We start from the raw sequence: 21,297 nt of genomic DNA on the forward strand, positions 1-21,297 counted from the left end.
TCTCTCGTCTTTGACGTAAGTGCAGGCGCCTAGCGGCGCTTGCCCTTACGGTCGTCCTTGACATGGCCGCGGAATGTCCGCGTCGGAGCGAATTCGCCGAGCTTGTGCCCGACCATCGACTCGGTGACAAACACCGGGATGTGCTTGCGTCCGTCGTGCACGGCGATCGTGTGCCCGAGCATATCGGGGATGATCATCGAGCGGCGGGACCAGGTCTTGATGACGTTCTTGGTGCCCTTTTCGTTTTCCCTGTCCACCTTCACAAAGAGGTGCTGGTCAACGAAAGGACCTTTTTTCAGGCTGCGTGGCATGTGTCCAGGCTCCTATCGCTTGTTCTTGCCAGTACGACGGCGACGAACAATAAGCTTGTCGCTCTCTTTGTTGGGACGGCGGGTACGGCCTTCAGCCTTACCATTCGGGTTGACCGGGTGACGTCCACCGGAGGTCTTACCTTCACCACCACCATGCGGGTGATCGACCGGGTTCATGGCGACACCACGGACGGTCGGGCGAACGCCCTTCCACCGCATACGGCCGGCCTTACCCCAGTTGATGTTCGACTGCTCAGCGTTGCCGACCTCGCCGATGGTTGCGCGGCAGCGCACATCAACGTTGCGGATTTCGCCGGAAGGCAGACGCAGCTGGGCGAAACGGCCTTCCTTGGCGACGAGCTGAACAGAAGCTCCAGCGGAACGTGCCATCTTGGCGCCGCCACCCGGGCGCAGTTCAACTGCGTGGATAACGGTACCTACGGGGATGTTGCGCAGGGGCAGGTTGTTGCCAGGCTTGATGTCAGCGTTGGCGCCGGCCTCCACGAAGTCACCCTGGGAGAGCTTGTTCGGGGCGATGATGTAACGCTTGGTGCCATCAACGTAGTGCAGGAGGGCGATGCGAGCCGTGCGGTTCGGATCGTACTCGATTTCGGCAACGCGGGCGTTGACGCCGTCCTTGTCGTGGCGACGGAAGTCGATCAGACGGTACTGACGCTTGTGTCCACCACCCTTGTGACGGGTCGTGATCTTACCGGTGTTGTTACGGCCACCCTTTTTGGGCAGCGGACGTACCAACGACTTTTCCGGCGTCGACCGCGTGATTTCGGTGAAGTCCGCTACGCTCGAGCCGCGACGGCCCGGGGTAGTCGGCTTGTATTTACGGATTCCCATAATTCATTTCCTCGTTAAAGTGGTCTCCGCTACGCGAGCGGACCGCCGAAGATGTCGATAGTGCCTTCTTTGAGGGTCACAATTGCACGTTTGGTGTTCTTGCGGGTACCCCATCCGAATTTGGTCCGCTTGCGCTTACCTGCACGGTTAATGGTGTTGATCGATTCGACCTTGACGGAGAAAATCTTCTCCACGGCCAGCTTGATCTCGGTCTTGTTCGAGCGGGGGTCCACCAGGAAGGTGTACTTGCCCTCGTCGATCAGGCCGTAGCTTTTTTCCGACACGACGGGTGCAAGCACAACATCGCGCGGGTCTTTGATGGTGGCTGCGCTCACTTGGCATCCTCCTCGTTCTTTGCAGCCTTGTCAGCAACGAATGCTTCATAGGCAGCCTTGGTGAAGACTACGTCGTCAGAAACGAGAACGTCGTAGGTGTTCAGCTGGTCTGCGTACAGAACGTGAACTTCCTCGAGGTTGCGCACGGACAGTGCAGCAACATCGTTGGCGCGCTCAATGACAACGAGCAGGTTCTTGCGCTCGGAGACGCCGCGCAGCGTTGCCAGTGCTTCCTTGGAGGACGGCTTGTCGCCGGCAACCAGGTCAGCAACGACGTGGATGCGTCCGTTACGGGCGCGGTCAGACAGTGCGCCGCGGAGTGCAGCAGCAATCATCTTCTTGGGGGTGCGCTGGCTGTAGTCACGCGGGGTGGGACCGTGGACAACGCCACCACCGGTCATGTGCGGAGCACGGATCGAACCCTGACGGGCGCGGCCGGTACCCTTCTGCTTGAACGGCTTGCGGCCTGCACCGGAAACTTCGGCGCGGGTCTTGGTCTTGTGGGTACCCTGGCGAGCAGCAGCGAGCTGGGCAACGACGACCTGGTGCAGCAGCGGCACGTTGGTCTGAACGTCGAAGATCTCTGCTGGCAGGTCAACCTTGACAGTGTTAGCCATTGAACTAGGCTCCCTTCACGGCGGTGCGTACGAGTACGACCTGGCCGCGGGCACCGGGAACGGCGCCCTTGATCAGGAGCAGCGACTTCTCGACGTCAACCGCGTGGACCGTGAGGTTCAGCGTGGTGTGACGAACGGCGCCCATGCGGCCGGCCATTTTCATGCCCTTGAAGACGCGGCTCGGGGTGGATGCTCCACCGATAGAACCGGGCTTACGGTGGTTCTTGTGGGCACCGTGGGAAGCTCCAACGCCGTGGAAGCCGTGGCGCTTCATAACACCGGCGAAGCCCTTACCCTTGGTGGTGCCAACGACGTCGATCTTCTGGCCGGCTTCGAAGAGCTCAACAGAAAGCTCCTGGCCCAGCTCGTAAGAGTCAGCATCTGCGGTGCGCAGTTCTACGACGTGGCGGCGAGGCGTGACGCCTGCCTTTTCAAAGTGACCAGCCAGCGGCTTGGTGACCTTGCGGGGATCGATCTGGCCGTAGCCGATCTGAACGGCGACGTAGCCATCAGTCTCTGCGTTGCGCAGCTGGGTGATGACGTTCGAGTCAGCCTGGACAACAGTGACGGGGATGAGCTTGTTGTTCTCGTCCCAGACCTGGGTCATGCCGAGCTTCGTGCCCAGCAGGCCCTTTACGTTACGGGTTGCGGTCATAGTCTCTCAGCACCTCCCTACAGCTTGATTTCGATGTTCACGTCGGCCGGCAGGTCGAGACGCATGAGCGAGTCAACAGCCTTGGGCGTGGGGTCGATGATGTCGATCAGACGCTTGTGCGTGCGCATTTCAAAGTGCTCGCGGCTGTCCTTGTACTTGTGCGGAGAGCGGATAACGCAGTACACGTTCTTCTCCGTGGGCAACGGCACGGGGCCGACTACCGTTGCGCCTGCGCGCGTGACCGTCTCAACGATCTTCCGTGCTGAAACGTCAATGACCTCGTGGTCGTATGACTTCAGCCGGATGCGGATTTTTTGTCCCGCCATGTCGCCTGACTCTCTTTCAGTAAGTGCTGCTCTGTTTACTTGCGTGTTGTATGGCTGCCGAAGCATTTGAAGTCGTAACTACCATCCGCCGCACAAGCTGAATCCGGATGAATCCGGGTTCCTCAACCTGCCGGCGCACCCGACCCCCGCGGTCGGGCGTGTCGCGCTTTGCAAAGCGCGCGAGCCCGCAGTTCCTTGGGGAATTGGGTTATGTTTGGGCTTCAGCCTGGACCCTGACACCCGGCATTATCCGGATCGGGACGCGAAGAAGCGCTTGAACAACTCAACTAGTATGCCGGAATTTGTCCGAGGATGCGAATCGGGGTCTCTGCAGTCCCGTTTCCGCCGCCTCAGGCGTCATTGCCGCCGGCAATCATCGGTTGGATGATGGGTAAATGGCTGTGCAGAACACCGACGCCGGCCTTGCCGCGTCAGTGCAAAACCTCGCCGGACGCCTGCGCCCGGATTTCACGCTCGGCGTTGCTGCCGCCGCCTTCCAGATCGAAGGCGCCCTGGCGGCGGACGGCCGCGGGCCGTCGGGCTGGGACGCCTTTGCGGCCACACCGGGCAACATCCTCAACGGTCATTCGCCGGCCGTGGCCTGTGACCACTATAACCGCGTGCCGGAAGACGTTGCCCTCATGCGCGAACTCGGCGTCGACTCCTACCGCTTCTCGATCTCATGGCCCCGGATCCATCCGGAGGGCCACGGCGCAGCCAACCCGCGGGGCCTGGACTTCTACGACCGGCTGGTTGACCTGCTGCTGGCGGCCGGCATCTCCCCCATGGCCACGCTCTACCACTGGGACACTCCCCTCCCCCTTGAGCGCGACGGCGGGTGGATGAACCGCACCACAGCCGAGCGCTTCGCAGAGTACGCGGCGGCTGCCGGCAAGCGGCTCGGCGACCGGGTGTCGCAGTGGGTCACGCTCAACGAGCCCGTATCCGTCACGCTGAACGGCTACGCACTCGGCGTCCATGCACCGGGCCGCGACCTGCTGTTCAAGGCGCTGCCGTCGGTCCATCACCAGCTACTCGGCCACGGGCTCGCGGTCCAGGCCCTGCGCGCGGCCGGCGTGGCCGGAACCATCGGCGTCACCAACCTGCACTCCCCTGTGCGCCCTGCCACCCGGCGGCTGGCGGACCGGCTGCTGGCCAAGGTCTGCGACCTTGTCCTCAACCGTGTCTACGCCGATCCCATCCTCCTGGGGCGCTACCCCGCCCCGCCGCTTGCCGCCCGCCCCTGGTTCAGGTTTTTGTCCCGGACGTCCGACGACGACCTCCGCCTGATCAGCCAGCCGCTCGACTTCTACGGGGTGAACTACTACTATCCCGTTCGCGTCGCCGCAGGCGAGGGACCGACGGACACACCGGCAGGCAATGCGCAGGCCATGGCGCGGGTGCCGTTCCATCTCGCGGCCTTCCCCGAATACGCCACCACCGGATTCGGCTGGCCGGTGGCGCCGGAGCATCTGGGCATCCTGCTGCGGGAGCTCAAGGACAGGTACGGGACGGCCTTGCCGCCGGTCTACATCACCGAGAGCGGCGCAAGCTTTCCGGAGCCCGAGCATGTCACCGGCCCCATCGCGGACTCGGGGCGGATCGACTACCTGGCGCATCATCTGGACCAGGCGATGAACGCCACGGCTCCCGGCGGCATCGCGGACGACGTGGAACTCCTCGGCTACTTCGTGTGGACGTTCATGGACAACTTCGAATGGGCGGCCGGGTATTCGCAGCGGTTCGGCCTGGTGCATGTGGACTTCGAAACCCTCAAACGGACGCCCAAGAAATCCTTCTATTGGCTGCAGGCACTCAGCCGGGCGCGGGCTCGCACGGCCTGAGGCCGGGCTGCTGCGCGGGCGCCGGAGCAACTGGTTCTTGGGAGCTACTGGTTCTTGTTCGCCCGGTTGATCCGCTTGGCGCGTTCAATCTCGTGGCGGAAGTGCTTCTTCGCCCAAACCACGCCCACCACCACGGCGGCAACCACCAGCAGGAAAATTAGCCAACCCATGATGCTCCCTCTTTGTCATCTGTCGCGAGCACCAACCATATCAGGGGCAGGGTACCCTCCACAGGCAGTTACTGCAGACACAAAAACAGCCCCGCTGCCAAGAGCAGCGGGGCTGTTTTCGAAGATCAGGCCGATAAACGGTCCGCAATCAGCAAGAGTTACTTGATGATCTTGGTGACACGTCCCGAACCAACGGTGCGGCCGCCTTCACGGATAGCGAAGCCGAGGCCCTCTTCCATAGCGATCGGCTGGATGAGCGCAACGGTCATCTCAGTGTTGTCGCCGGGCATAACCATTTCCGTGCCTTCCGGCAGGTGTGATAACGCCGGTTACGTCCGTGGTACGGAAGTAGAACTGCGGGCGGTAGTTCGAGTAGAACGGGTTGTGACGTCCGCCTTCGTCCTTGGAGAGGATGTAGACGTTGGCCTCGAAGTCGGTGTGCGGGGTGATGGAACCCGGCTTGACGACAACCTGGCCACGCTCGACGTCGTCGCGCTTCAGACCGCGGAGCAGGAGGCCACAGTTCTCGCCGGCCCATGCTTCGTCGAGCTGCTTGTGGAACATCTCGATACCGGTAACGGTGGTCTTCTGGACCGGGCGGATACCGACGATCTCGACCTCAGAGTTGATGGCGAGGGTACCGCGCTCGGCGCGACCCGTCACAACGGTGCCACGACCGGTGATCGTGAAGACGTCTTCGATCGGCATCAGGAACGGCTTGTCACGGTCACGTACGGGGTCCGGAACGGACTCGTCGACAGCAGCCATCAGGTCCTCAACGGACTTGACCCACTCCGGGTCGCCTTCCAGAGCCTTCAGGCCGGAAACGCGGACAACCGGTGCTTCGTCGCCGTCGAAGCCCTGCGAGCTCAGGAGCTCACGAACTTCCATTTCAACGAGGTCGAGGAGTTCCTCGTCGTCAACCATGTCTGCCTTGTTCAGCGCGACCAGCAGGTAGGGAACACCAACCTGGCGGGCGAGCAGAACGTGCTCGCGGGTCTGAGCCATCGGACCGTCAGTAGCGGCAACCACGAGGATCGCGCCGTCCATCTGAGCAGCACCGGTGATCATGTTCTTGATGTAGTCAGCGTGACCCGGAGCGTCTACGTGTGCGTAGTGGCGCTTCTCGGTCTGGTACTCAACGTGGGAGATGTTGATGGTAATGCCGCGCTGACGCTCTTCGGGAGCAGAGTCAATCGACGCGAAGTCACGCTTCTCGTTGAGAGTCGGGTACTTGTCGTACAGCACCTTGGAAATGGCGGCCGTCAACGTCGTCTTACCGTGGTCAACGTGACCGATGGTACCGATGTTAACGTGCGGCTTAGTCCGCTCGAACTTTGCCTTTGCCACAGGTTCCTCCTAGAACGTTTTTCAAATGGCTTACCTTCGACCGCGCTTATCGCGGCAGAAACTCCAGTAAGTCTACTTGGGGGCTTTGGATTGATGAAATTGCAGATTCAGGAACTAATACTAGTGCCTAGAGCCTGTTCGTGCTGATGGCCGGAACCGGGCCGGAACCAGTGTTCCGGCCATCCGCACTAAGTGTGTTCCGCAGGGGAAACGCACCTGGTTTTTCGCAGCTTGTCGCGTGGACAGTCCTGGGACTATTCGCCGCGGGACTTCTGGATGATCTCGTCGGCAACTGCCTTCGGGACCTCGGCGTAGCTGTTGAACGTCATGGAGTACACAGCGCGGCCCTGGGTCTTCGAACGCAGGTCACCGATGTAGCCGAACATGCCGGACAGCGGTACGTGTGCGCGGACAACCTTGACGCCCTGGGCATCCTCCATGGACTGCATCTGGCCACGGCGGGAGTTGAGGTCACCGATAACTTCACCCATGTATTCCTCAGGGGTGCGGACCTCAACATCCATCAGCGGTTCGAGCAGAACAGGGTTCGCCTTGCGTGCGGCTTCCTTGAAAGCCATACGGCCGGCGATCTTGAACGCCATTTCCGAGGAGTCAACATCGTGGTAGGCGCCGTCAACCAGCGTTGCCTTGATGCCAACAACCGGGTAACCGGCCAGGACACCGTCATTCAGTGCGTCCTGGATACCGGCGTCGACCGACGGGATGTACTCGCGCGGAACACGGCCACCAGTGACCTTGTTCTCGAACTCGTACAGCTCGCCTTCCGCAGTGTCCAGCGGCTCGATCGCGATCTGGATCTTTGCGAACTGGCCGGAACCACCGGTCTGCTTCTTGTGCGTGTAGTCGTGACGCTCAACGGCACGCTTGATGGTTTCGCGGTAAGCGACCTGCGGCTTGCCAACGTTGGCCTCGACCTTGAACTCGCGACGCATGCGGTCCACCAGGATGTCCAGGTGGAGCTCGCCCATGCCGGCGATGATGGTCTGGCCGGTGTCTTCGTTGAGGGAGACCTGGAAGGTCGGGTCCTCAGCGGAGAGCTTCTGGATGGCCGTGGAGAGCTTCTCCTGGTCACCCTTGGTGTTGGGTTCGATGGCAACCGAGATCACGGGCTCCGGGAAGCTCATGGACTCGAGGACGATCTGGTTGCTGGAGTCGCACAGGGTATCGCCCGTGGTGGTGTCCTTCAGACCGATCGCTGCGTAGATGTGGCCGGCGGTAGCGCCCTCAACAGGCATTTCCTTGTTGGCGTGCATCTGGAACAGCTTGCCGATGCGCTCCTTCTTGCCCTTGGTGGAGTTGACCACCTGTGCGCCTGCTTCCACGTGACCGGAGTACACGCGGATGAAGGTGAGCTGGCCGAAGAACGGGTGCGCAGCAATCTTGAACGCCAGAGCGGAGAACGGCTCTTCGGCGGACGGCTTGCGGGTCAGTTCCTTCTCTTCGTCACGGGGATCGTGACCGATCATCGGCGGGACGTCGAGCGGGTTCGGCAGGTAGTCGACGACTGCATCGAGCATCGGCTGAACGCCACGGTTCTTGAACGCGGAACCACAGAACACCGGGTAGAGCTCGGAGTTGATCGTCATCTTGCGGATGCCGGCCTTGAGTTCGTCGATGGTGAGTTCTTCACCTTCGAGGTACTTCTCCATGAGTTCTTCGGAGGCCTCTGCAACGGTCTCCACGAGGGTTGAACGGTATTCCTCGGCCTTGGCCTTGAGGTCTTCCGGGATCTCGCGGATTTCGTACTTGGCGCCCATGGTGACGTCACCCTTGGCATCGCCGGGCCACACCAGTGCGCGCATGTAGAGCAGGTCCACGACGCCGATGAAGTCGTTCTCGGCGCCGATGGGCAGCTGCATGACCAGCGGCTTGGCACCGAGGCGGCTGACGATGGTGTCTACGGTGAAGTAGAAGTCAGCGCCGAGCTTGTCCATCTTGTTGACGAAGCAGATACGCGGAACGTTGTACTTGTCAGCCTGGCGCCAAACGGTCTCAGACTGCGGCTCGACGCCTTCCTTGCCATCGAAGACGGCGACGGCACCGTCGAGGACGCGCAGGGAGCGCTCAACCTCAACCGTGAAGTCCACGTGGCCCGGGGTGTCGATGATGTTGATCTGGTTGTTTTCCCAGAAGCAGGTCACGGCGGCAGACGTGATGGTGATGCCGCGTTCCTTTTCCTGTTCCATCCAGTCAGTGGTCGAAGCGCCGTCGTGCGTTTCGCCAATCTTGTGGTTCACACCTGTGTAGAACAGAATGCGCTCGGTGGTGGTGGTCTTGCCGGCATCGATGTGGGCCATGATGCCGATGTTGCGGACCTTACTAAGGTCTGTAAGCACGTCCTGTGCCACGGTGTCTCCCTTTCGGATGGACTACGCGTTCGCCGCCGGCTCGTTTGAGCCGGCGGCGTACGGGAAGTTTTACCAGCGGTAGTGGGCGAAGGCCTTGTTGGACTCGGCCATCTTGTGGGTGTCTTCGCGACGCTTCACAGCGGCACCGAGACCGTTCGAGGCATCCAGGATTTCGTTCTGGAGACGCTCGGTCATCGTCTTTTCGCGGCGGGCCTTGGAGTAGCCGACCAGCCAACGCAGGGCGAGGGCGGTGGAGCGGCCCGGCTTGACCTCAACCGGAACCTGGTAGGTGGCGCCACCGACACGGCGGGAGCGGACCTCGAGGGAAGGCTTGACGTTGTCCATGGCCTTCTTGAGGGCTGCGACGGGGTCGCCGCCGGACTTCGCGCGTGCACCTTCGAGGGCACCGTAAACAATGCGCTCTGCGGTGGACTTCTTGCCGTCAACGAGCACCTTGTTGATCAGCTGGGTGACCAGCGGGGAGCCGTAGACGGGATCTGATACGAGCGGCCGCTTGGGGGCCGGACCCTTGCGAGGCATATTACTTCTTCTCCATCTTTGCGCCGTAGCGGCTGCGTGCCTGCTTACGGTTCTTGACACCCTGGGTATCGAGGGCACCGCGGACGATCTTGTAGCGGACGCCGGGGAGGTCCTTCACACGACCACCACGGACAAGCACAATGGAGTGCTCCTGGAGGTTGTGGCCAACACCGGGGATGTAGGCGGTAACTTCGATGCCACCGTTGAGGCGCACACGTGCAACCTTACGCAGAGCCGAGTTCGGCTTCTTCGGGGTGGTGGTGTAGACGCGGGTGCAAACACCGCGGCGCATCGGGCTGCCCTTAAGCGCGGGAGCCTTGGTCTTTGAGACCTTCGGCGTGCGGCCCTTGCGGACCAGCTGGTTAATCGTAGGCACTTTCGTGTTCTCCGTTTTATCCGGAGCGGCCTCTGACAGCCGCTCTCCTGTTTCTTTGCCTCGCCGCCCGAGCTTTGAAGAAGTCTCCAGAGCAGCTGAGGCGAAGCCTTGATGTCGGATTCGCATACGGAGGACGCTGCGGCTCGCGGCCGCAATTGTCCCTAGGCATGCGAAAATGTGGCATACGTTGCACAAGAACCCTGCAAACCGGAAACGTCGCTCTCGGTTCTGCCTTTCAGCTGATACAGCCTTCTAGCTAACACCGGGCGCACTCATCCACTGCCACAATAACAATTGGTCTCAAGTTTAGCACGGACTGCCCTGAGGCCTTAATCGGCCGCTCGTCCCTCATCGATTGCTCCGGCAACGCCGTTTAGGGTTCCCAAAAGGGCGTTGCCGGAGCACTCGTTAAACGGGGATGGTCCCCCACCTTGCGGTGCGGGACCATCCGTCGTCAGGCTGTCATTCAAGGGCGGAGCAGCAGGGTCCCTACGTGGCGCGGAACGCGACACGAAAGGGCCTGGCCCTCCCCTTACCGGAAGTCGTTGCCCAGGTCGTAGTCATCCAGCGGGATGGCGTGGAACTCAGGAGCTCCGTCGCCGCCCAGCGTGTCGTAGGAGAAATCGCTGAATGCGCTCGGGCCGGTGAACAGGTTGGCCTTTGCTTCTTCAGTCGGTTCCACCGTGATCTCGGTGTAGCGCGGGAGACCCGTGCCGGCCGGGATCAGCTTACCGATGATGACGTTCTCCTTGAGGCCGAGCAGAGGATCGCTCTTGCCTTCCATGGCCGCCTGCGTCAGGACGCGGGTGGTCTCCTGGAAGGATGCCGCGGACAGCCAGGACTCGGTGGCCAGCGACGCCTTGGTGATACCCATGAGCTCGGGACGTCCGGAAGCCGGAGTCTTGCCCTCGGATACAACGCGGCGGTTGGCATCCTCGAACCGGCTGCGCTCGGCAAGCTCACCCGGGAGCAGGTCGGAGTCGCCGGATTCGATGACCGTGACGCGGCGCAGCATCTGTCGGACGATGACTTCCACGTGCTTGTCGTGGATGCCAATGCCCTGGCTGCGGTACACGCCCTGCACTTCGTCCACGAGGAACTTCTGTGCGGCACGGGGGCCCATGATGCGCAGGACCTGCTTCGGGTCGACCGGACCGTTGATGAGCTTCTGGCCCACCGACACGTGCTGGCCGTCCTCGATCAGGAGACGCGACCGGCGCAGGACCGGGTAGGCGATCTCTTCGGAACCGTCGTCCGGAGTGATCACCAGGCGCATCTGACGCTCGGATTCCTCGATGGTGATGCGGCCGGCTGCTTCCGCAATCGGCGCCACACCCTTCGGGGTACGGGCTTCGAAGAGCTCCTGGATACGGGGCAGACCCTGGGTGATGTCGTCGCCACCGCTGGCCGAAACAGCACCACCAGTGTGGAACGTACGCATGGTCAGCTGGGTACCGGGTTCACCGATGGACTGTGCGGCGATGATGCCCACAGCTTCACCGATGTCCACGGTCTTGCCGGTGGCCAGCGAACGGCCGTAGCACAGGGCACAGGTTCCGACGCTGGACTCACAGGTGAGCACGGAGCGGACCTTGACCTCGGTGATGCCGGCTGCGAACAGCTCAGCGATCACGACGTCACCGCAGTCGGTGCCGGCCGGAGCCAAGACGTTGCCCTTGGAGTCGACGACGTCCACGGCCAGCGTACGGGCGTAGGCGCTGTTCTCGACGTTCTCGTCCAGAGTCAGCTCACCGTTGGCGTCAGCCACGGCGATCGGCGTGACGAGGCCGCGTTCGGTGCCGCAGTCCTCTTCACGGACGATGACGTCCTGCGAAACGTCCACCAGACGACGGGTCAGGTAACCCGAGTTGGCGGTACGCAGCGCGGTGTCGGCAAGACCCTTACGTGCACCGTGCGTGGCGATGAAGTATTCCAGCACCGACAGGCCCTCACGGTAGGAGGACTTGATCGGACGCGGGATGATTTCACCCTTCGGGTTGGCCACCAGGCCACGGATACCCGCGATCTGGCGGACCTGCATCCAGTTACCACGTGCACCGGAGGACACCATGCGGTTGATGGTGTTCATGGGCGACAGGCTGTCGCGCATGGCCTGGGCGATCTCGTTGGTTGCCTTGTTCCAGATCTCGATGAGTTCCTGGCGACGCTCGTCGTCGTCGATCAGGCCCTTGTCGTACTGTCCCTGGATCTTGGCGGCGCGCTCCTCGTATCCGGCCAGGATGGCCGGCTTGGCCTCCGGAACCTCGATGTCGGAGATGGCGACGGTGACACCTGAGCGGGTGGCCCAGTAGAAACCGGCGTCCTTCAGGTTGTCCAGCGTTGCGGCCGTGACAACCTTCGGGTAGCGCTCCGCAAGGTCGTTGACGATGCGGGACAGCTCGCCCTTGTCGGCAACAGCCTCAACCCACGGGTAGTCCTCGGGCAGGGTCTCGTTGAAGAGAACCTGGCCCAGGGAGGTGTCCACCAGTGCGGGCTGACCCTGCTCCCAGCCTTCCGGAGCTTCCCAGCCGGCGTAAGGAACAAAGCCCTCAAGACGGATCTTGACCTGGGAGTTCAGGTGCAGCTCGTGTGCGTCGAACGCCATGATGGCCTCGGACACGGAGCCGAAGATCCGGCCTTCACCGGCTGAACCCACACGCTTGGTGGTCAGGTGGTAGAGGCCGATGATCATATCCTGCGAAGGCAGGGTCACCGGACGGCCGTCGGACGGCTTCAGGATGTTGTTGGACGACAGCATCAGGATGCGGGCCTCAGCCTGGGCTTCGGGGCTCAGCGGCAGGTGGACTGCCATCTGGTCGCCGTCGAAGTCGGCGTTGAACGCGCCACAAACCAGCGGGTGGAGCTGGATGGCCTTGCCTTCAACAAGCTGCGGTTCGAATGCCTGGATGCCGAGGCGGTGCAGGGTAGGTGCACGGTTGAGCAGCACCGGGTGTTCGGTGATGATCTCTTCCAGCACGTCCCAGACCTGCGGACGGTAACGCTCCACCATGCGCTTGGCCGACTTGATGTTCTGGGCGTGGTTGAGGTCAACCAGGCGCTTCATCACGAACGGCTTGAAGAGCTCCAGCGCCATCTGCTTGGGCAGACCACACTGGTGCAGCTTCAGCTGCGGGCCGACGACGATGACCGAACGGCCGGAGTAGTCGACGCGCTTGCCGAGCAGGTTCTGGCGGAAACGGCCCTGCTTGCCCTTGAGCATGTCGCTCAGGGACTTCAGCGGACGGTTGCCCGGTCCGGTGACCGGACGGCCGCGGCGGCCGTTGTCGAAGAGGCTGTCAACAGCTTCCTGAAGCATGCGCTTCTCGTTGTTGACGATGATCTCCGGAGCACCCAGGTCAAGCAGTCGCTTGAGTCGGTTGTTGCGGTTGATCACGCGGCGGTAGAGGTCGTTGAGGTCGGAGGTCGCGAAGCGGCCACCGTCCAGCTGGACCATCGGGCGCAGTTCCGGCGGGATCACCGGGACGGCGTCCAGCACCATGCCGAGCGGGCTGTTGTTGGTGGTCAGGAACGCGTTGACCACCTTCAGGCGCTTCAGGGCGCGGGTCTTGCGCTGGCCCTTGCCGTTGGCGATGATGTCGCGCAGGTTGTCGGACTCGGCCTGCATGTCGAAGTTCTCAAGACGCTTCTTGATGGCCTCGGCACCCATGGAGCCTTCGAAGTACATGCCGTAGCGGTCGCGCAGTTCGCGGTACAGGCCCTCGTCACCTTCGAGGTCGGCGACCTTCAGGTTCTTGAAGCGGTCCCAGACCTGCTCGAGGCGCTCGATCTCCGCGTCGGCGCGCTTGCGCACGTTCGCCATCTGGCGGTCAGCGGAGTCGCGTGCCTTCTTCTTGTCGGCAGCCTTGGCACCCTCGCCCTCGAGACGGGCAAGCTCGTTCTCAAGGTCGCGGGCGATTGTGGCGATGTCGGAGTCGCGGTTGTCGATCAGCTGCTTCTTCTCGACGTCATGCTCAACCTGCAGGTTGGGCAGTTCCGCGTGGCGGTTTTCTTCGTCGACGCTGGTGATCATGTAGGCAGCGAAGTAGATGACCTTTTCGAGGTCTTTCGGAGCCAGGTCAAGGAGGTAGCCCAGACGGGACGGAACACCCTTGAAGTACCAGATGTGGGTGACGGGAGCAGCCAGTTCGATGTGGCCCATGCGCTCACGGCGCACCTTGGCGCGGGTGACCTCGACGCCACACCGCTCACAGATGATGCCCTTGAAGCGCACGCGCTTGTACTTGCCGCAGTAGCATTCCCAGTCACGGGACGGGCCGAAGATCTTCTCGCAGAAGAGGCCGTCCTTCTCGGGCTTGAGCGTGCGGTAGTTGATGGTTTCCGGCTTCTTAACCTCGCCGTACGACCAGCCGCGGATGTCTTCCGCGGTGGCGAGGCCGATCTGCATGAGGCCGAAGGAGGATTCGCTGGACATATGGTCCCTGTTCTCTCTTGTTCTCTAAATTCTGAAGTCTTGTTTACGGGGAGAGGGAGAGGCCGACGACGGGTGGTCACCACCCGCCGTCGGGACCCCTGCTAGACCTCTTCTACGGAGCTGGGCTCTGCACGAGACAGATCGATGCCCAGTTCTTCCGCAGCCGTGAAGACTGCGTCATCAGAGTCACGCATTTCAATTGTGGTTCCGTCCGTGGAAAGCACTTCCACGTTCAGGCACAGCGACTGCATTTCCTTGATCAACACCTTGAAGGATTCGGGAACACCCGGCTCAGGGATGTTCTCGCCCTTGACGATCGCCTCGTAGACCTTCACACGGCCGTGGATGTCATCGGACTTGATCGTGAGCAGTTCCTGGAGCGTGTAGGCGGCACCGTAAGCTTCGAGCGCCCACACTTCCATTTCACCGAAGCGCTGGCCACCGAACTGTGCCTTACCACCCAGCGGCTGCTGCGTGATCATGGAGTACGGGCCGGTGGAGCGGGCGTGGATCTTGTCGTCCACCAGGTGGTGGAGCTTCAGGATGTACATGTAGCCGACCGAGATCGGATCCGGGAACGGCTCGCCGGAGCGGCCGTCGAACAGGCGCGTCTTGCCCGAGGAGTTGATCAGGCGTTCGCCGTCACGAGTCGGGTTGGTGGAGTCCAGCAGCCCGGTGATTTCCTCTTCGCGGGCGCCGTCGAAGACTGGCGTTGCAACAGTGGTCTGGCCACTCTCGCGCGGCAGGTTCGGCAGCTGCTTGGCCCACTCCGGCTCGCCTTCGATCTTCCAGCCCGTCTTGGCAACCCAGCCGAGGTGCGTTTCCAGCACCTGGCCGACGTTCATACGGCCCGGAACACCCAGCGGGTTCAGCACGATGTCAACGGGGGTACCGTCGGCAAGGAAGGGCATGTCCTCGATCGGGAGGATCTTGGAGATAACACCCTTGTTGCCGTGGCGGCCGGCGAGCTTGTCGCCGTCGGTGATCTTGCGCTTGGCAGCCACGTAGACGCGGACCAGCTGGTTGACGCCCGGGGGCAGTTCGTCGTCGTTGTCGCGGTCGAAGACGCGCACGCCGATGACGGTGCCGGACTCGCCGTGCGGAACCTTCAGGGAGGTGTCGCGGACTTCGCGGGACTTCTCGCCGAAGATGGCGCGGAGCAGGCGCTCTTCCGGGGTCAGTTCGGTTTCACCCTTCGGGGTGACCTTTCCGACCAGGATGTCGCCGGCTTCAACCTCGGCACCGATGTGGATGATGCCGCGCTCGTCCAGGCCTGCCAAGACTTCCTCGGACACGTTGGGGATGTCACGGGTGATTTCCTCGGCACCAAGCTTGGTGTCGCGGGCATCGATCTCGTGCTCCTCGATGTGGATGGAGGACAGGACGTCCTCCGCCACGATGCGCTGGGACAGGATGATGGCATCCTCGAAGTTGTGGCCTTCCCATGACATGAATGCCACGAGCAGGTTCTTACCGAGGGCGAGCTCGCCCTGGTCCGTTGCCGGGCCGTCGGCGATGATGCCGCCAACTTCCAGGCGCTGGCCTTCGTTCACGAGGACACGGTTGTTGTAGCAGTTGCCCTGGTTGGAGCGGGCGAACTTGTTGATGCGGTAGTTGGTTTCCGTGCCGTCGTCGTTGAGCATGACAACGAGCTCGGCGGAGACCTCGGTGACCACACCGGCCTTCTTCGCGATGGTGACGTCACCGGCGTCGACGGCGGCAGCACGCTCCATGCCGGTACCCACGAACGGGGCCTCGGAACGGACCAGCGGCACAGCCTGGCGCTGCATGTTGGCACCCATGAGTGCACGGTTGGCGTCGTCGTGCTCGAGGAACGGGATCAGGGCGGTTGCCACGGACACCATCTGGCGCGGGGAAACATCCATGAACTGAACGTCAGCGGCGGGAACGAGCACGGGCTCGCCTCCACCACCGCGGGCACGGACCAGGACGGTCTCTTCAGCGAAGCGCTTGTTCTCGTCGAGCGGAGCGTTGGCCTGTGCGATCAGGACCTCTGCCTCGTCGTCGGCCGTCAGGTACTGGACGTCGTCGGAAACGACGCCATCCTTGACCAGGCGGTACGGCGTCTCGATGAAACCGAACGGGTTGATGCGGCCGTAGGATGCCAGCGAGCCGATCAGACCAATGTTCGGGCCTTCAGGGGTTTCGATGGGGCACATACGTCCGTAGTGGGACGGGTGGACGTCTCGGACTTCCATGCCTGCACGGTCACGGGACAGACCGCCCGGGCCAAGCGCGGAAAGGCGGCGCTTGTGGGTCAGACCCGAGAGCGGGTTGTTCTGGTCCATGAACTGGGACAGCTGGGAGGTTCCGAAGAACTCCTTGATGGCTGCCACAACGGGACGGATGTTGATCAGGGTCTGCGGCGTGATGGCCTCGACGTCCTGCGTGGTCATGCGTTCGCGGACGACGCGCTCCATGCGGGACAGGCCGGTGCGGACCTGGTTCTCGATGAGCTCACCGACGGCGCGGATGCGGCGGTTGCCGAAGTGGTCGATGTCATCGATCTCGACGCGCAGCTCGTGGTCTTCACCGTCGCGCTTGCCCATGAGGGTCTTCTCGCCGGCGTGCAGCGCGACGAGGAACTTGATCATGGCCACGATGTCTTCAACGTGCAGGACCGAGGCTTCCTTGTCGCCAAGGGAGCGGTCGATGCCAAGCTTGCGGTTGATCTTGTAGCGGCCAACCTTGGCCAGATCGTAGCGCTTGGAGTTGAAGTACAGGTTGTCCAGCAGGGACTGGGCAGCCTCGACTGTGGGCGGCTCGCCCGGACGCAGCTTGCGGTAGATGTCCAGCAGGGCGTCTTCGCGGGTTTCGGTGGCGTCCTTCTCCAGCGTTGCACGCATAGAGTCGTACTGGCCGAACTCCTCGAGGATCTGGCCTTCGGTCCAGCCGAGGGCCTTCAGCAGCACCGTGACCGACTGCTTGCGCTTGCGGTCGAGGCGCACGCCGACCTGGTCGCGCTTGTCGATCTCGAGCTCGAACCAGGCGCCGCGGGACGGAATGATCTTTGCGGTAAAGATGTCCTTGTCGCTGGTCTTGTCAGCGGCGCGCTCAAAGTAGGCGCCCGGGGAACGGACCAGCTGGGAAACGACGACACGCTCGGTGCCGTTGACGACGAAGGTGCCCTTCTCGGTCATCAGCGGGAAGTCACCCATGAACACGGTCTGCTGCTTGATTTCGCCCGTGTTGTTGTTCATGAATTCGGCCTTGACGTACAGCGGTGCCGAGTACGTAGCGTCCCGGTCCTTGCATTCAGCCATGGTGTACTTCGGATCAGCGAACTCCGGATCGGAGAAGCTCAGGGACATGGTGCCCTGGAAGTCCTCAATCGGGGAGATCTCTTCGAAGATGTCGGAAAGACCGGAGGTGGTGGCGACGCTCAGGTCGCCTTCTTCGACGGCCTTCGCAACGCGGGCCTGCCAGCGTTCATTTCCGACCAGCCAGTCGAAGCTGTCCGTCTGCAGGGCAAGCAGATTCGGAACGTCAAGAGGTTCGTGAATCTTTGCGAATGAGAGCCGGCGAGTCGCACCATCGGTGCTTGCCGTATTAGCGGTTTCGTTATTAGAGGTGCTCGAGGCGACCAAGAGGGATCCTTCCACAGACCTTCAGGCGTTTTCAGATCTCCCCCGCTTTTCACCCTGCGAAGTGACTCCGCAGTGCTACCATCCGGTTCCGCTATATGACCCGGAACCTGGTTCTGCCCATGCTGGTGACGTTGTTCACGGCACATTGATGGAACAGCTAACAGGCTAAGCCCACCGCTATATGAAGGCTGAAGGTAAACAGGGAAGACGCAAATATCTACGATACGGCAAAACTCCACGCGTGTCTACCCCACTTGCCAGCAGAATGCAAGCACCGTTGCCACGGGCACCTAACCGGAATGCACCCCGCCTTCCCAGCGTTGAATGGATAGGTGACCGGGCTCACGATACCCTTAGGCCAACCATCGACCAAAAGATCGGAAGAGAACATCCATGAGCAATTCCGTGGACAACAGCGACGTTGTCATCCTGTCCGGCGCGCGCACCCCGCAGGGCCGGCTGAACGGGCAACTGGCGAGCTTCACCGCCGTCGAACTCGGGGCGCACGCGATCAAGGGGGCCCTTGCGGCGAGCGGGGTGGACGCCGGCCAGGTGGACGCCGTCATCATGGGCCAGGTCCTGCAGGCCGGGGCCGGGCAGAACCCGGCCCGCCAGAGCGCCATCGGCGCGGGCATCGGCTGGAACGTCCCCACCGTGACCATTAATAAGGTCTGTCTCTCCGGGCTTACCGCGGTGATCGACGCGGCGCGGATGATCCGTGCCGGCGACGCCACCGTCGTCGTCGCCGGCGGACAGGAGTCGATGACGCGGGCGCCCCACGTCCTCCCCGGCTCCCGCCAGGGCTGGAACTACGGCACCGTCCAGGCGCTGGATGTTGCCGCCCACGACGGCCTGACCGACGCGTTCGACGGCCATTCGATGGGCCTGTCCACCGAATCCAAGAACCTGACGCTGGGCATTGACCGGACCGCGCAGGACACCGTGGCCGCCAACTCACACCAGCGCGCCGCGATCGCCTCGAAGAACGGCGTCTTCGACGACGAGATCTCCCCGATCAGCGTCAAGCAGCGCAAGGGTGATCCGGTGGTGGTTTCCACCGACGAGGGCGTCCGGCCGGACACCACCGTCGAGTCCCTGGCCGGCCTGCGGGCAGCCTTCGTCACCGACGGCACCATCACGGCCGGCAACTCCTCTCCCCTGTCCGACGGCGCCTCCGCCCTGGTCCTGACTTCGCGCAAGTTCGCGGAGGAAAACGGCCTGGAGTACCTGGCCGTTGTGGGCAAGCCCGGGCAGGTGGCCGGGCCGGACAACTCCCTCCACTCCCAGCCCTCCAACGCCATCCGGAACGCGCTGGACCGGGCCGGCTGGAGTACCGCGGACCTGGACTTCATCGAGATCAACGAAGCGTTCGGTTCGGTGGCCGTGCAGTCACTCAAGGATCTGGACTACCCGCTGGAGCAATGCAACATCCATGGCGGTGCCATCGCGCTGGGCCACCCGATCGGCGCGTCGGGTGCTCGTCTGGCACTCCACGCGGCGCATGAACTGAAGCGGCGCGGCCAGGGCAAGGCGGCGGTCTCGCTCTGCGGAGGCGGCGGCCAGGGTGAGGCCCTCCTGCTGTTCCGCGACTGATGAACGGCGTTCCGCCGTCGGGCCCTAACGGGACCGACGGCGGCCGGAACGGCAGGGAGCGATTCCTTGCCGACGCCGCGGCGCGCGGCCTGGACGTCCAGCTCGTCGAACGGCTGGCGGCCCACAGCCTCGAGGAGGCGGCCGCGATCCTTGGCATCAGCCCGGCGGACATCGTGAAGTCCCTCGTGGTGAAGCACAAGGACGGCAGCTTCCTCTTCGTCCTCATCCCGGGCGACCGCCAGATCTCCTGGCCCAAGCTGCGCAGCCTGGTGGGCGTCAACAAGCTCTCGCTCCCGGCCGCGGACGTGGCGCTGGAGGCCACCGGCTATGAGCGCGGCACCATCACGCCGCTCGGCAGCACCACGGCATGGCCTGTCTACGCGGACCGGACCATCGCCGGCAGGAGGATATCCATGGGCGCGGGCCAGCACGGCTACAGCGCATTCGTGGACGCCGACGCCCTGGTCTCGGCCCTCGGCGCGGTGCTCGCGGACATCAGCGAACCCAACTAAGTAGCACATGAGGGCCTTCTCAGCGCTGGGAACGCCCTCAACTGCTACCTGTTGGGAGGCTAGGGTGCGGGTGGGGTTAAAACGCAGGAATCCCCGCCCACCGGAGTGGACGGGGATTCCTGGACAAGCAGTGTTACTTGAGGGTAACGGTGGCGCCAGCTTCTTCGAGCTGAGCCTTTGCCTTCTCGGCAGCTTCCTTGGTGGCGCCTTCGAGAACAGCCTTGGGAGCGCTGTCAACCAGGTCCTTGGCTTCCTTGAGGCCGAGGGAGGTGATGGCGCGAACTTCCTTGATCACTGCGATCTTCTTGTCGCCAGCAGCTTCGAGGATGACGTCGAAGTCGGTCTTCTCTTCGACTTCCTCAGCGGCAGCGCCACCGGCGGGGCCGGCAACCGCAACAGCAGCAGCGGTAACTTCGAAGGTCTCTTCGAAGAGCTTGACGAACTCGGAGAGCTCGATGATGGTCAGTTCCTTGAAAGCTTCAATGAGCTCTTCGTTGCTGAGCTTCGCCATGGTGTGGCGTCCTTCCTATAAAGGTGGCCGGGGGCTGAATGCCTTCCGTTCCACCGGAGTCTTTTTGGGAGAGAGTTAGTTCTCTTCGGCAGCGGCTTCGGCCGGAGCCTCAGCTGCTGCTTCTGCGGCCGGAGCTTCTTCAGCGGCGGGAGCTTCGGCTTCAGCCGGAGCACCGTTCTCTTCTTCAAGCTTGAGGCGCAGTGCGTCGATGATGCGTGCAGCAGCGGCAGCAGGGGCCTTGAGGATGCCTGCAACCTTGGCGAGCTGCAGCTCGCGGGACTCGAGTGCTGCCAGGGCAGCAACTTCGCTGGCGTTCAGTGCCTTGCCCTCGAAGTAACCGGTCTTGATGACCAGCTGCTTGTTGGCCTTGGCAAAATCCGTCAGGCTCTTGGCAGCTGCAACTGCGTCACCCTTGATGAACGCGATTGCAGTGGGGCCGGCGAGCTGGCCGTCGAATGCTTCGACACCAGCTTCCTTGGCTGCAATGGCGGTCAGGGTGTTCTTGACGACCGCGAACTTGGTGTCCTGGCCGAGAGAAACACGCAGCTGCTTGAGCTGTGCAACGGTGAGCCCACGGTATTCGGTCAGGACAGCGGCGTTCGATTCCTTGAAATCGTTAGTGATCTCAGCTACTGCTGAAACCTTGGTAGGCGTTGCCATAACCCTCCTTCCGGGGATAGTGCCGGTATTCCGGGTCCCCGCTCAGGTGAGCTAAAACTAAAAACGCCCCGCGCAGATGCACGGGGCTTGGCTCAACGCTGTTCAGCGGAGCTTTGCTTCGTTCACCTGCGCCGGCCGCCCTATGTTCAGGGTCCTTCGTCCGGAAACCCACTAGCCCTTTCGCACACAACTGCAGAGTTGAGCTGAGCTCGAAAGAGTGGGATTCCAACAACCGA

At 62.5% G+C, this 21,297-nt stretch carries 17 protein-coding genes and 1 pseudogene; 3 read left to right on the forward strand and 15 right to left on the reverse strand.

What is annotated here, in order from left to right; genetic code table 11:
* Positions 1 to 29: 29 nt before the first annotated feature.
* Genes rpsS through rpsJ form a run of 6 tightly spaced genes read right to left on the reverse strand, consistent with a single transcriptional unit; the run spans position 30 to position 3,096 of the window.
* Complete coding sequence (gene rpsS / locus QF036_RS18925; RefSeq protein ID WP_011692805.1) at positions 30 to 311, reverse strand: 30S ribosomal protein S19; 282 nt, start codon at positions 309 to 311, stop codon at positions 30 to 32.
* A 12-nt stretch (positions 312 to 323) separates the two neighbouring features.
* Positions 324 to 1,163, reverse strand: coding sequence for a 50S ribosomal protein L2 (gene rplB, locus QF036_RS18930; RefSeq protein WP_205652793.1), 840 nt, complete (start codon positions 1,161 to 1,163; stop codon positions 324 to 326).
* Positions 1,164 to 1,192: 29 nt separating this feature from the next.
* Positions 1,193 to 1,498: a 50S ribosomal protein L23 gene (gene rplW, locus QF036_RS18935; RefSeq protein ID WP_011692807.1), complete on the reverse strand. Its 306-nt coding sequence runs from the start codon at positions 1,496 to 1,498 to the stop codon at positions 1,193 to 1,195.
* Positions 1,495 to 2,115: a 50S ribosomal protein L4 gene (gene rplD, locus QF036_RS18940; protein ID WP_307104317.1), complete on the reverse strand. Its 621-nt coding sequence runs from the start codon at positions 2,113 to 2,115 to the stop codon at positions 1,495 to 1,497. Before rplD ends, rplW begins: the two co-directional genes overlap by 4 nt.
* Positions 2,116 to 2,119: 4 nt before the next feature.
* Positions 2,120 to 2,770, reverse strand: coding sequence for a 50S ribosomal protein L3 (gene rplC / locus QF036_RS18945; RefSeq protein WP_003803812.1), 651 nt, complete (start codon positions 2,768 to 2,770; stop codon positions 2,120 to 2,122).
* A 17-nt stretch (positions 2,771 to 2,787) separates the two neighbouring features.
* The gene (gene rpsJ / locus QF036_RS18950) at positions 2,788 to 3,096 is read right to left on the reverse strand and encodes a 30S ribosomal protein S10 (RefSeq protein ID WP_003803825.1); all 309 of its coding nucleotides are present in this window, start codon (positions 3,094 to 3,096) and stop codon (positions 2,788 to 2,790) included.
* Between the two features lie 395 nt (positions 3,097 to 3,491).
* On the opposite strand from rpsJ, the gene QF036_RS18955 reads away from it, so the two are divergent.
* Positions 3,492 to 4,940, forward strand: a complete 1,449-nt coding sequence (locus tag QF036_RS18955) for a GH1 family beta-glucosidase (protein ID WP_307104319.1) — start codon at positions 3,492 to 3,494, stop codon at positions 4,938 to 4,940.
* A 44-nt stretch (positions 4,941 to 4,984) separates the two neighbouring features.
* Here the strand turns inward: QF036_RS18955 and QF036_RS18960 are convergent, their stop codons facing one another.
* From QF036_RS18960 to rpoB, 7 genes and pseudogenes are all read right to left on the reverse strand, one after another.
* Positions 4,985 to 5,110 carry a hypothetical protein gene (locus tag QF036_RS18960; protein ID WP_262982871.1) on the reverse strand — a complete coding sequence of 42 codons (126 nt, stop codon included), beginning with the start codon at positions 5,108 to 5,110 and terminating at the stop codon, positions 4,985 to 4,987.
* A gap of 158 nt (positions 5,111 to 5,268) precedes the next feature.
* A pseudogene (tuf, locus tag QF036_RS18965) lies at positions 5,269 to 6,460 on the reverse strand (elongation factor Tu).
* A 254-nt stretch (positions 6,461 to 6,714) separates the two neighbouring features.
* Entirely contained in the window at positions 6,715 to 8,829 is a 2,115-nt protein-coding gene (gene fusA / locus QF036_RS18970; RefSeq protein ID WP_306924884.1) for an elongation factor G, read from the reverse strand.
* Positions 8,830 to 8,898: 69 nt separating this feature from the next.
* Positions 8,899 to 9,369 carry a 30S ribosomal protein S7 gene (gene rpsG, locus QF036_RS18975; RefSeq protein WP_003803829.1) on the reverse strand — a complete coding sequence of 157 codons (471 nt, stop codon included), beginning with the start codon at positions 9,367 to 9,369 and terminating at the stop codon, positions 8,899 to 8,901.
* A 1-nt stretch (position 9,370) separates the two neighbouring features.
* Complete coding sequence (gene rpsL, locus QF036_RS18980) at positions 9,371 to 9,745, reverse strand: 30S ribosomal protein S12 (protein WP_003803830.1); 375 nt, start codon at positions 9,743 to 9,745, stop codon at positions 9,371 to 9,373.
* A 532-nt stretch (positions 9,746 to 10,277) separates the two neighbouring features.
* A complete protein-coding gene (locus QF036_RS18985) occupies positions 10,278 to 14,177 on the reverse strand; it encodes a DNA-directed RNA polymerase subunit beta' (protein ID WP_307104321.1) in 3,900 nt (1,299 codons plus the stop codon).
* Between the two features lie 101 nt (positions 14,178 to 14,278).
* Positions 14,279 to 17,785 (reverse strand): DNA-directed RNA polymerase subunit beta, encoded by a 3,507-nt coding sequence (rpoB, locus tag QF036_RS18990; protein ID WP_307104323.1) that lies wholly within the window; start codon positions 17,783 to 17,785, stop codon positions 14,279 to 14,281.
* Positions 17,786 to 18,178: 393 nt separating this feature from the next.
* Between rpoB and QF036_RS18995 the strand changes: the two genes are divergently transcribed.
* Entirely contained in the window at positions 18,179 to 19,378 is a 1,200-nt protein-coding gene (locus tag QF036_RS18995; RefSeq protein ID WP_307104325.1) for an acetyl-CoA C-acetyltransferase, read from the forward strand.
* Complete coding sequence (locus tag QF036_RS19000; RefSeq protein WP_307104327.1) at positions 19,378 to 19,890, forward strand: aminoacyl-tRNA deacylase; 513 nt, start codon at positions 19,378 to 19,380, stop codon at positions 19,888 to 19,890. Before QF036_RS18995 ends, QF036_RS19000 begins: the two co-directional genes overlap by 1 nt.
* A 133-nt stretch (positions 19,891 to 20,023) precedes the next feature.
* Here QF036_RS19000 and rplL read toward each other — a convergent pair whose 3' ends face one another.
* Positions 20,024 to 20,401, reverse strand: a complete 378-nt coding sequence (gene rplL / locus QF036_RS19005; protein ID WP_307104329.1) for a 50S ribosomal protein L7/L12 — start codon at positions 20,399 to 20,401, stop codon at positions 20,024 to 20,026.
* A gap of 75 nt (positions 20,402 to 20,476) precedes the next feature.
* Positions 20,477 to 21,061: a 50S ribosomal protein L10 gene (gene rplJ, locus QF036_RS19010; protein WP_307104331.1), complete on the reverse strand. Its 585-nt coding sequence runs from the start codon at positions 21,059 to 21,061 to the stop codon at positions 20,477 to 20,479.
* Between the last annotated feature and the right edge of the window lie 236 nt (positions 21,062 to 21,297).

Source organism: Arthrobacter globiformis, assembly GCF_030817195.1.
In the GTDB taxonomy this organism is placed as follows: Bacteria; Actinomycetota; Actinomycetes; order Actinomycetales; family Micrococcaceae; genus Arthrobacter; species Arthrobacter globiformis_D.

Bases quoted from the DNA above. Each gene is read 5' to 3' on its own strand.
- rpsS (WP_011692805.1), bottom strand. From the start codon at position 311: ATGCCACGCAGCCTGAAAAAAGGTCCTTTCGTTGACCAGCACCTCTTT.
- rplB (WP_205652793.1), bottom strand. From the start codon at position 1,163: ATGGGAATCCGTAAATACAAGCCGACTACCCCGGGCCGTCGCGGCTCG.
- rplD (WP_307104317.1), bottom strand. From the start codon at position 2,115: ATGGCTAACACTGTCAAGGTTGACCTGCCAGCAGAGATCTTCGACGTT.
- rplC (WP_003803812.1), bottom strand. From the start codon at position 2,770: ATGACCGCAACCCGTAACGTAAAGGGCCTGCTGGGCACGAAGCTCGGC.
- rpsJ (WP_003803825.1), bottom strand. From the start codon at position 3,096: ATGGCGGGACAAAAAATCCGCATCCGGCTGAAGTCATACGACCACGAG.
- QF036_RS18955 (WP_307104319.1), top strand. From the start codon at position 3,492: ATGGCTGTGCAGAACACCGACGCCGGCCTTGCCGCGTCAGTGCAAAAC.
- QF036_RS18960 (WP_262982871.1), bottom strand. From the start codon at position 5,110: ATGGGTTGGCTAATTTTCCTGCTGGTGGTTGCCGCCGTGGTGGTGGGC.
- rpsG (WP_003803829.1), bottom strand. From the start codon at position 9,369: ATGCCTCGCAAGGGTCCGGCCCCCAAGCGGCCGCTCGTATCAGATCCC.
- QF036_RS18985 (WP_307104321.1), bottom strand. From the start codon at position 14,177: ATGTCCAGCGAATCCTCCTTCGGCCTCATGCAGATCGGCCTCGCCACC.
- QF036_RS18995 (WP_307104325.1), top strand. From the start codon at position 18,179: ATGAGCAATTCCGTGGACAACAGCGACGTTGTCATCCTGTCCGGCGCG.
- QF036_RS19000 (WP_307104327.1), top strand. From the start codon at position 19,378: ATGAACGGCGTTCCGCCGTCGGGCCCTAACGGGACCGACGGCGGCCGG.
- rplL (WP_307104329.1), bottom strand. From the start codon at position 20,401: ATGGCGAAGCTCAGCAACGAAGAGCTCATTGAAGCTTTCAAGGAACTG.
- rplJ (WP_307104331.1), bottom strand. From the start codon at position 21,061: ATGGCAACGCCTACCAAGGTTTCAGCAGTAGCTGAGATCACTAACGAT.